At 71.6% G+C, this 10748-nt stretch carries 6 protein-coding genes; 5 read left to right on the top strand and 1 reads right to left on the bottom strand.

Annotated features, from left to right (window positions below; translation table 11 throughout):
• Window positions 1-461: 461 nt before the first annotated feature.
• From uvrA to uvrC, 3 genes are all read left to right on the top strand, one after another.
• A complete protein-coding gene (gene uvrA, locus ABZS42_RS12430) occupies window positions 462-3404 on the top strand; it encodes an excinuclease ABC subunit UvrA (RefSeq protein WP_355144492.1) in 2943 nt (980 codons plus the stop codon).
• 461 nt (window positions 3405-3865) lie between these two features.
• Entirely contained in the window at window positions 3866-4357 is a 492-nt protein-coding gene (locus ABZS42_RS12425) for a Rieske (2Fe-2S) protein (RefSeq protein WP_355144490.1), read from the top strand.
• A gap of 390 nt (window positions 4358-4747) precedes the next feature.
• Window positions 4748-6730, top strand: a complete 1983-nt coding sequence (uvrC, locus tag ABZS42_RS12420; RefSeq protein ID WP_355144488.1) for an excinuclease ABC subunit UvrC — start codon at window positions 4748-4750, stop codon at window positions 6728-6730.
• 9 nt (window positions 6731-6739) lie between these two features.
• On the opposite strand, the gene recQ is transcribed toward uvrC, so the two are convergent.
• Window positions 6740-8581 (bottom strand): DNA helicase RecQ, encoded by a 1842-nt coding sequence (gene recQ, locus ABZS42_RS12415; RefSeq protein WP_355144486.1) that lies wholly within the window; start codon window positions 8579-8581, stop codon window positions 6740-6742.
• Window positions 8582-8927: 346 nt separating this feature from the next.
• On the opposite strand from recQ, the gene rapZ reads away from it, so the two are divergent.
• Window positions 8928-9773, top strand: coding sequence for an RNase adapter RapZ (rapZ, locus tag ABZS42_RS12410; protein ID WP_355144518.1), 846 nt, complete (start codon window positions 8928-8930; stop codon window positions 9771-9773).
• Window positions 9770-10741, top strand: a complete 972-nt coding sequence (gene yvcK, locus ABZS42_RS12405) for a uridine diphosphate-N-acetylglucosamine-binding protein YvcK (protein WP_355144484.1) — start codon at window positions 9770-9772, stop codon at window positions 10739-10741. Before rapZ ends, yvcK begins: the two co-directional genes overlap by 4 nt.
• Window positions 10742-10748: the final 7 nt, after the last annotated feature.

Below are 10748 nucleotides of genomic sequence, written 5' to 3'. Positions count from 1 at the left end.
GTGCCGCGGGCGGGGGCCTCCGCCCCGCGGCGGCGGGCGGCCGGGGCCGCCCCGGCCCGGCGCGGGGGCTGGGGGGGGGCCCCCGGGCGGGCGAGCCGCCCGGCCCGGCCACCCGCGCCGGGTGGCTACTGAGCTGCGTGTCGGGCGGGCCGGCCACTCGCGCCGGGTCGGTTGATCGACTCGGCTTCCTTGTGGTCGGGGTGTCTTCGGCGGGCGGATCCCCCGTCTTCAAGGAAGTCGAGTTGACCATGCCGCCGCAGGTGGTTGCTCGGGGGCGGTTCGCGGGCGGCCTCCCGCCGTGCGGCGGACCGGTCCGACCTGGGGGAATGTGCGGGCACGGAGAATTGTCGTACCTCGGGGCTAGAGTTGCCGAGGCGTTCTTCTGCGCCCAGACAACCGCTCAGAACCGCCTCCGAGCGGACAGATCCGCCTCATCTTCTTCACCCGGGAGTACACGTACCGTGGCCGACCGACTGATCATCCGTGGCGCGCGCGAGCACAACCTGCGTGACGTCAGTCTCGACCTGCCTCGGGACGCCCTGATCGTATTCACCGGGCTCTCCGGATCGGGCAAGTCGAGCCTGGCCTTCGACACGATCTTCGCCGAGGGGCAGCGCCGCTACGTCGAGTCGCTCTCGTCGTACGCCCGGCAGTTCCTCGGCCAGATGGACAAGCCCGACGTCGACTTCATCGAGGGGCTGAGCCCGGCCGTCTCGATCGACCAGAAGTCGACCTCGCGCAACCCGCGTTCCACCGTCGGCACGATCACCGAGGTCTACGACTACCTCCGGCTGCTCTTCGCCCGTGTCGGTGAGCCGCACTGCCCGATCTGCGGCGAGCGGATCTCGAAGCAGAGCCCCCAGCAGATCGTCGACCGGGTGCTGGCCATGCCCGAGGGCACCCGGTTCATGGTGCTCGCCCCGGTGGTGCGGGGCCGCAAGGGCGAGTACGTCGACCTCTTCACCGAGCTCCAGGCCAAGGGCTACGCCCGGGCCCGGGTCGACGGTGTGGTGCACCCGCTCACCGAGCCGCCGAAGCTCAAGAAGCAGGAGAAGCACACCATCGAGGTCGTCATCGACCGGCTCACCGTCAAGGCGAGCGCCAAACAGCGGCTGACCGACTCGGTCGAGGCCGCGCTCGGCCTCTCCGGCGGCCTGGTTCTGCTCGACTTCGTCGACCTGCCGGAGGACGACCCCGACCGGGAGCGGCGCTACTCCGAGCACCTGGCCTGCCCCAACGACCACCCGCTCGCCATCGAGGACCTGGAGCCGCGGGTCTTCTCCTTCAACGCGCCCTACGGCGCCTGCCCGGAGTGCACCGGCCTCGGCACCAAGAAGGAGGTCGACCCGGAGCTGGTCGTCCCCGACCCGGAGCGCACCCTGCGCGAGGGCGCGATCCAGCCCTGGTCCACCGGGCACAACCTGGAATACTTCCTGCGCCTGCTGGAGGCGCTCGGGCAGGCCGAGCACTTCGACGTGGACACGCCGTGGCGGGCGCTGCCGTCGCGGGCGCAGAAGACGATCCTGCACGGCTCCGACGACCAGGTGCACGTCCGCTACCGCAACAAGTACGGGCGCGAGCGCTCCTACTACACCGGCTTCGAGGGTGTGGTGCAGTGGATCGAGCGCCGGCACAACGACACCGAGTCGGAGTGGTCGCGCGACAAGTACGAGGGCTACATGCGGGACGTGCCCTGCGCGGCCTGCGGTGGCACCCGGCTCAAGCCCGAGGTGCTGGCGGTCACCATCGCCGGCAAGAGCATCGCCGAGGTCTGCAACCTGTCCGTGGGGGAGTGCGCCGACCTGCTCGCCGGCATCGAGCTCACCGACCGGCAGAAGATGATCGCCGAGCGGGTCCTCAAGGAGATCAACGCCCGGCTGCGGTTCCTGCTCGACGTCGGCCTGGACTACCTCTCCCTGGACCGCCCGGCCGGCACCCTCTCCGGCGGCGAGGCCCAGCGCATCCGGCTGGCCACCCAGATCGGGTCGGGCCTGGTCGGCGTCCTCTACGTGCTCGACGAGCCGTCGATCGGGCTGCACCAGCGCGACAACCACCGGCTGATCGAGACCCTGGTGCGGCTGCGTGGGCTGGGTAACACGCTGATCGTGGTCGAGCACGACGAGGACACCATCCGTACCGCCGACTGGATCGTCGACATCGGGCCGGGCGCCGGTGAGCACGGCGGCCGGATCGTGCACAGCGGCTCCGTCCCCGAGCTGCTGGAGAACCCGGAGTCGGTGACCGGGGCGTACCTCTCCGGTCGCAGGTCGATCCCGACGCCACAGCAGCGCCGGCCGCAGACCCCCGGCCGGGAGTTGGTGGTGCACGGCGCCCGCGAGCACAACCTGCGCAACCTCACCGTGAACTTCCCGCTGGGCCAGCTCATCGCGGTCACCGGGGTCAGCGGCTCGGGCAAGTCGACCCTGGTCAACGACATCCTGCACGCCGTGCTGGCCAACCAGATCAACGGCGCCCGGCTGGTGCCGGGCCGGCACACCCGGGTCACCGGCCTGGAGCACGTCGACAAGGTGGTCGGCGTCGACCAGTCGCCGATCGGTCGTACCCCCCGGTCGAACCCGGCCACCTACACCGGTGTCTGGGACCACGTCCGCAAGCTCTTCGCCGAGACGGCCGAGGCGAAGGTACGCGGCTACGGGCCGGGACGGTTCTCGTTCAACGTCAAGGGCGGGCGCTGCGAGGCGTGCTCGGGTGACGGCACGATCAGGATCGAGATGAACTTCCTGCCCGACGTGTACGTCCCCTGCGAGGTCTGCAAGGGCGCCCGCTACAACCGGGAGACCCTGGAGGTGCACTACAAGGGCAAGACCGTCGCCGAGGTGCTGGACATGCCGATCGAGGAGGCGGCCGAGTTCTTCTCCGCCATCCCGGCCATCCACCGGCACCTCAAGACCCTGGTCGACGTCGGTCTCGGCTACGTACGTCTCGGCCAGCCCGCGCCGACGCTCTCCGGCGGTGAGGCGCAGCGCGTCAAGCTCGCCTCCGAGTTGCAGAAGCGCTCGACCGGCCGGACGGTCTACGTGCTCGACGAGCCCACCACCGGCCTGCACTTCGAGGACATCCGCAAGCTGCTGATGGTGCTCGAGGGCCTGGTCGACAAGGGCAACACGGTGATCACCATCGAGCACAACCTCGACGTGATCAAGACGGCGGACTGGCTCATCGACATGGGCCCGGAGGGCGGGCACCGGGGCGGGACGGTGCTGGCCACCGGCACGCCGGAGGAGGTCGCCGAGGTCCCGGAGAGTCACACCGGGCAGTTCCTGCGGCACGTGCTCAAGCTCGACGGCGAGGCGAAGGGTGCCGCGGCGGCGATCTCGCGGGCGGCCAAGGCCAACGGGACGAAGGCCCGTGGCAGCCGGAAGGTGCCCGCCGGGGCGCGTTGAGCTGTCCAGGCTCCTTGCAGCCGGGGTGTCGCGTGCGCCGACCCCCCGGCGCGATAAGCCGAGTCGATCCGGCGTGGCCCGCCATCAGCCGAACCGGTCGACCGCGCGAAGATCCGTCGTGATCTACCGGTCGCCCTGGTCGATCAACCGACCACCGTTGGACGACACCTGGTCTGACCGGGCACTGGACGACAGCGTCGCCACGGATGGTCAACTCGACCTTCTTGAAGGCGGCGCATCAGCACGCCCAGGACACCGCGACTTCAGGAAAGTCGAGTCGATCAACTACCCGGACCGCCTACCCGGCCTCCACCGGCCCGCCAAGGCTTGGCGGGCCGAGTGATGAGCCGGTGGAGCGTTCCGGCACGCTGTGAGTGAACCGTCGGGCACAGTCGGACGTGTGGAAAAGGTGTGGCGCCGGGGGTCGGGACGAGCCGCAGCAGCCGAGAGAAGGGCAAGGCATGAGTGACCATCAGGAGCTGACCCGTTCGGGCACGCAGACGCGGCGGGCGTTGCTCGCCGGTGCCGGTGCGGCCGGAGCGGCCGTCGTCCTGGCGGCCTGCGGCGGGAACGACGCGGGTGACGGCGTGACCGGGCAGCAGCCCACCAGTGGCGGGCCGGTCGTACCCAGCACCGGGGACGCCGGCGGCGGCAACCGGCAGGGCTCGCAGTCGCTGGCGACCACCACCGACATCCCGCTCGGCGGTGGCCGGGTGCTCGCCGCCCAGGGCGTCGTCATCACCCAGCCCACCCCGGGGCAGTTCAAAGGCTTCGACCCGATCTGCACCCACCAGGGCTGCCCGGTGTCGAACGTCGACGGCGGCACGATCAACTGCACCTGCCACGGCAGCAAGTTCTCGATCGAGGACGGCTCGGTCAAGGCGGGTCCGGCGACCAGGTCGCTTCCGGCCAAGCCGGTGAAGGTCGTCGGCGACCAGATCTCGTTCGCCTGATCCGACCGGGCCGCCCGCCCGTCCGGCGGCCGGCGGCCGGTCGGCTGCCGGGCGCGAGGCAGCTCGGTCGGCCTGCCCGGCGGAGGTGGCCGGTCCGTCCGCATGGCGGGAAACGGCCGTTGGCCTGCTCCGGAACGGCCACTGGTGGTGCCCAGCCGCGTGGGACGCCACCAGCTCGTGGCGGCGGACCGGCGGCGGCAAGGTCGACTCGAGTCACCAATGTGCCGGGGCGTCGCGGCGGGCCGACTCGGCTGGCAGCGCCGAGCGCGAGCTGCGCCGCCCGCGGGTCGTACGCATACCGAGAGCGCGTGCCGGGCGGTGAAGCCGGCGCCGACGGCCGCGACGCGGCGTGTCGAGGGGCTGTCGGTGCCGCGGACTAGGCTTGCAGCCGTGGCTGACCCCTCGACCTACCGTCCCGCACCCGGCACCATCCCGGAATCGCCGGGGGTCTACCGCTTCCGCGACGGCACCGGCCGGGTGATCTACGTCGGCAAGGCGAAGAACCTGCGCAGCCGGCTCAACTCCTACTTCGGCGACCTCTGGAACCTGCACGACCGCACCCGGCAGATGGTGACCACCGCGGAGTCGGTGGACTGGATCACGGTCGGCACCGAGGTCGAGGCGCTCCAGCAGGAGTTCACCTGGATCAAGCAGTACGACCCTAGGTTCAACGTCCGCTACCGGGACGACAAGTCGTACCCCTATCTTGCCGTCACGCTCGACGAGGAGTACCCGCGGCTGCAGGTGATGCGGGGCGCCAAGCGCAAGGGCGTGCGCTACTTCGGGCCGTACTCCCACGCCTGGGCGATCCGCGAGACGCTCGACCTGCTACTGCGGGTCTTCCCGGCCCGCACCTGCTCCGCCGGCGTGTTCAAGCGCGCCGGTCAGGTCGGCCGGCCCTGTCTGCTCGGCTACATCGGCAAGTGCTCGGCGCCCTGCGTGGGCACCGTCTCCGCCGAACAGCACCGGGCGATCGTCGACGGCTTCTGCGACTTCATGGCCGGCCGCACCGACACCATGGTGCGCAAGCTCGAACGCGAGATGGCCGACGCCAGCGAGCAGTTGGAGTTCGAACGGGCCGCGCGTGTGCGTGACGACATCGCCGCGCTGCGGCGGGCGATGGAGAAGCAGACCGTCGTGCTCGGCGACGGCACCGACGCCGACGTGGTGGCGTTCGCCGACGACCCGCTGGAGGCGGCCGTCCAGGTCTTCCACGTGCGCGACGGCCGCGTCCGGGGTCAGCGCGGCTGGGTGGTGGAGAAGACCGAGGAACTCAGCACCGGTGACCTGGTGCACCACTTCTGCACGCAGGTGTACGGCGGCGAGCACGGCGAGACCGACGTGCCCCGGGAGCTGCTGGTTCCCGAGCTGCCCGGCGACGCCGACGCGCTGGCCGACTGGCTCTCCAGCCACCGTGGCAGCCGGGTCGTGCTGCGGGTGCCGCAGCGCGGCGACAAGCGCGCCCTCATGGAGACGGTGGAGCGCAACGCCAAGGACGCGCTGGCCCGGCACAAGCTGCGCCGCGCCGGCGACCTGACCACCCGGAGCAAGGCGCTCGACGAGATCAGCGAGGCGCTCGGGATGCGCACGTCGCCGCTGCGCATCGAGTGCTTCGACATCTCGCAGATCCAGGGCACCGATGTGGTGGCGAGCATGGTCGTCTTCGAAGACGGGCTGCCGCGCAAGAGCGAGTACCGCCGGTTCATCATCCGCGGCGCCACCGACGACCTCTCCGCGATGTCCGAGGTGCTTCGCCGTCGCTTCGCCCGCTACCTCGACTCCCGGGCCGAGACCGGCGAGGCGGGCGTCGAATCGGCCGACGACCTGGAGGTGGCGGGCGATTCGGCGGCCGTGGACGAGCCGCGGGTCGGCGTGCTGGTCGACCCGACCACCGGGCGACCACGCAAGTTCGCGTACCCGCCGCAGCTGGTGGTGGTCGACGGGGGCCCGCCGCAGGTGGCGGCCGCCGCACAGGCCCTCGCCGAGCTGGGCATCGACGACGTCGCGCTCTGCGGGCTGGCCAAGCGGCTGGAGGAGGTGTGGCTGCCCGACGACGAGTTCCCGGTCGTCCTGCCCCGCAGCTCCGAAGCGCTCTACCTGCTGCAACGGGTACGCGACGAGGCGCACCGCTTCGCCATCACCTTTCACCGGCAGCGCCGATCCAAGCGCATGACGCAGTCGGCGCTGGACTCGGTGCCCGGGCTGGGGGAGGTGCGGCGCAAGGCGTTGTTGCGGCACTTCGGGTCGCTGAAGCGGCTCTCGGCGGCCACCGTCGAGGAGATCACCGAGGTGCCGGGGGTGGGTCGGCGTACGGCCGAGGCGATCCTCACCGCGCTCGGCGGTGAGTCCGCGAAGGCGTCGTCGACCGACTGACCGCGCCGGTCAGGCCGGGGAGTCGACGAGGACCGTGAGGATCTGCTCGCCGTACTTCGCGAGCTTGTTCTCCCCGACCCCGCTGACCTGGGACAGTTCGGCCAGCGAGGTGGGGGCGTCGGTGGCGATCTGCCGCAGCGTGGCGTCATGGAAGATCACGTACGCCGGGACACCCTGCTCCTTGGCGGCGGCCGCGCGCCAGGCGCGGAGCCGTTCGAAGACCGGCGCGGCGGCCGGCGGCAGCTCGACCGCGACGGCTGCACGGGAGCGCCCGGATCGGGCGGCGGCGGGGCGCTCCGGCTCACGTCGCAGCAGCACCGACCGTCGACGGCCCAGCACCTCGGCGCTCGTCTCGGTGAGCACCAGCGTGCCGTAGTCGCCCTCGACCGCGAGCAGGCCCTCGGCGAGCAACTGCCGGACCACCCCGCGCCATTCGGCCTCCCGCAGCTCGCCGCCGATGCCGAAGACGGTGAGCGAGTCGTGCCCGAACTGGGTCACCTTGTCGGAGCGTCGCCCGAGCAGGATGTCGATGCAGTGTCCGGCCCCGAAACGCTGGTTGCGTTCCCGGTCCAGCCGGAACACGGTGGAGAGCAGCTTCTGCGCGGCGATCGTGCCGTCCCACGACTCCGGCGGTGTCAGGCAGGTGTCGCAGTTGCCGCAGTCGGGTGTGCCCGGCTCACCGAAGTACTCCAGCAGCTGCGAGCGGCGGCAGCGGACGGTCTCGCAGAGCGCCAGCATCGCGTCGAGGTGTCGGGCGAGCCCACGCCGGTGCGCCAGGTCGCCCTCCGAGGTCTCGATCAGCTTCCGCTGCTGGACGACGTCCTGCAGCCCGTACGCCAGCCACGCGGTCGACGGGAGTCCGTCCCGCCCGGCGCGGCCGGTCTCCTGGTAGTAGCCCTCGACCGACTTCGGCAGGTCGAGGTGCGCGACGAAGCGGACGTCCGGCTTGTCGATGCCCATGCCGAACGCGATGGTGGCGACCATCACCAGCCCCTCCTCGCGGAGGAAGCGCTGCTGGTGCGTGGCGCGGGTGGTCGCGTCCAGACCGGCGTGGTAGGGCAGCGCGGCGATCCCGTTGGCGGTGAGGAAGTCGGCCGTCTTCTCCACGGAGGCGCGGGAGAGGCAGTAGACGATGCCGGCGTCGCCCGGATGCTCGTCGCGCAGCAGGCTCAGCAGCTGCTTGCGGGGTTCCCGCTTCGGCACGATCCGGTACTGGATGTTGGGGCGGTCGAAGCTCGCCACGAAGTGCCGGGCGCCGGTCAGGTCCAGGCGGCTGGCGATCTCGGTGCGGGTGGCGCTGGTCGCGGTGGCGGTCAGGGCGATCCGTGGTACGTCCGGCCACCGCTCGTGCAGCATCGACAGGGCGAGGTAGTCGGGCCGGAAGTCGTGCCCCCACTGGGAGACGCAGTGCGCCTCGTCGATCGCGAACAGCGCGATCTTGCCGCGTTCGAGCAGCTGGACGGTCGCGCGGGAGCCGAGTGCCTCCGGTGCCAGGTAGAGCAGGTCCAGGTCGCCGGCTAGGAAGGCCGCCTCGACCCGGCGGCGGGCGTCGAGGTCGAGCGTCGAGTTGAGGAACCCGGCCCGTACGCCGAGCGCGGTCAGCGCGTCGACCTGGTCCTGCATCAACGCGATCAGCGGGGAGACGACGACCCCGACGCCGGGACGCACCAGCGCGGGGATCTGGTAGCAGAGTGATTTGCCGCCCCCGGTGGGCATCAGCACCAGCGCGTCGCCGCCGGCCACCACGTGGTCGATCACGTCCTGCTGGAAGCCGCGGAACGTGTCGTAGCCGAAGATGCGGCGCAGCACCTGCAACGCGTCCGAGGTGCGTAGGTCGGCAGGGGAGGCCATCCGGGAAGTGTACGAGCCGCCCCCGACGACGTCCGGCTCCGGCGAGCGCGTCGTCGGGGCGGTGTCATCGGGACCGGCACGACGGTGGGCCGGCCCGGCCGACCTGTTCGCCGGGGCCGGCGAGGCGTACGAATCGGACAACTGGCTGTTCCGGTCATCACCCTGCGGAATCCCGGACGAGGTCGCAGCCGTTAGAGTCGGCGATTAACCATGCGCGGCCGACCGGCCGCGGCGCCACGGCTGGGGGTAGTGGGTGAGCGAGGCGCGTACGGCTGAGGGGCGGCACGACACGTCGGCGGAGACAACCGTCGGGCAGTCGGCGCCGGCGGAGTCGGACACCACTCTCGTGGTGGTCACCGGCCTCTCCGGCGGCGGGCGCAGCACGGTTGCCCGGGCGCTGGAGAACGTCGGGTACTACGTGGTCGACAACCTCCCGCAGGCGCTCATGCTCGACATGGCCGAGCTCGCGTTCAAGGCGGGCGGAGCGGCCCGGCGAACCGCGATGGTGCTGGACGTACGCTCGCGGGCGTTCTCCACCGATCTGGCGGGCGCGATCCGCGAGCTGCGCGATCGGGGCTTCTCGCCGCGGGTGGTCTTCGTCGACGCGGACGACGAGGTGCTGATCCGCCGGTTCGAGAGCGTCCGCCGTTCCCACCCGTTGCAGGGCGACGGGCGGCTCGCCGACGGCATCGCCGTCGAGCGTGGCCTCCTGGAGGAGGCCCGCGACCAGGCTGACGTGATCATCGACACCAGCCATCTCAACGTCAACCAGCTGCGCCGGCGCATCGAGGAGCTCTTCGGTGGCGAGGACGCGCGCCGGCTGCGCGTCACGGTGCTCTCCTTCGGCTTCAAGTACGGCCTTCCGCCGGACGCCGACTTCGTGCTGGACGCCCGGTTCCTGCCCAACCCGTACTGGGTGCCGGAGCTGCGCGAGCACACCGGCCGGGAGGAGGCGGTCAGCGCGTACGTGCTGGGTCAGGAGGGGGCGGACATGTTCGTGGCCACGTACGCCGACCTGGTCAACGCCACCACACCCGGCTTCGAACGGGAGGGCAAGCGGTACCTGACGGTGGCGGTCGGCTGCACGGGCGGCAAGCATCGCAGCGTGGCCATCGCCGAGGAGTTGGCCGAGCGGCTGCGCCAGTCCGGGCTCGCCGCCAACGCCCAGCATCGTGACCTGGGGCGGGAATGACGACGAGGGTGGTGGCGTTCGGCGGGGGCCACGGCCTCTCCGCCTCGCTGCGGGCGCTGCGTCGGTGCGCCCCCGAGCTGGACCTGGACATCACGGCGGTGGTGACGGTGGGCGACGACGGCGGCTCCAGTGGCCGGCTGCGCGCCGAGCGGGGCGGGCTCCCACCGGGGGACCTGCGGCAGGCGCTGGTCGCGCTGGCCGGCGACCACCCGGCCACCCGGCGCAGCGCGGGGCTCTTCCAGCACCGGTTCATCGAGGTGCCCCGGGCGGACACCGCTGACGGGCTGGCCGGACACGCGGTCGGCAACCTGGTGCTGTGCGGGCTGATGGAGCTGCTCGGCGATCCGGTGGCCGCGCTGGAGCATGCCGGCGCGATGCTCGGCACGGTCGGCCGGGTGCTGCCGATGTCCTGCCAGCCGGTGGGGATCGAGGCGCGGGTCCGCGGCGCCGACCCGGACCGCCCCGACGAGGTACGGACGGTCACCGGCCAGCACCAGGTCGCCGTCACGACCGGGCTGGTGGAGTCGCTGCGGTTGACGCCGGACGAGCCGGAGGCGTGCCCGGAGGCGGTCGAGGCGATCGGTGCGGCCGACTGGCTGATCTTCGGCCCGGGCAGCTGGTACACCAGCGTGCTGCCGCACCTGCTGGTACCGCAGCTGGCCGAGGCGATCGTGTCCAGCCCGGCCCGCCGGCTGGTCACCCTGAACCTCGCCGCGGAGAAGGAGACGCTGGGTCTCTCGGTGGCCGATCATCTGGCCGCGTTGCGCTGGTACCTGCCGAAGCTGAAGGTTGATCACGTGCTGGCCGATGCCAAGGCGGTCGGTGACCCCGAACCGGTCGAACGTGCGGCAGAATCGCTGGGTGCCCGGCTGGTCCTCGCCCCCGTCGCCGTCACCGACGGCACTCCTCGCCATGATCCAGCCGCCCTGGGCGCCGCCCTGGTGCCTGTCCTGGGCGCCGATCGTTAGACACGTA

Origin of the sequence: Micromonospora sp. NPDC005367, from assembly GCF_040606825.1 — a bacterium.
Classification (GTDB): domain Bacteria; phylum Actinomycetota; class Actinomycetes; order Mycobacteriales; family Micromonosporaceae; genus Micromonospora.
This window is presented reverse-complemented; position numbering and strand designations above follow the sequence as displayed.

Excerpts from the sequence above, each read along its gene's own strand:
- ABZS42_RS12425 (WP_355144490.1), top strand. The coding sequence starts at position 3,866 with ATGAGTGACCATCAGGAGCTGACCCGTTCGGGCACGCAGACGCGGCGG.
- recQ (WP_355144486.1), bottom strand. The coding sequence starts at position 8,581 with ATGGCCTCCCCTGCCGACCTACGCACCTCGGACGCGTTGCAGGTGCTG.
- yvcK (WP_355144484.1), top strand. The coding sequence starts at position 9,770 with ATGACGACGAGGGTGGTGGCGTTCGGCGGGGGCCACGGCCTCTCCGCC.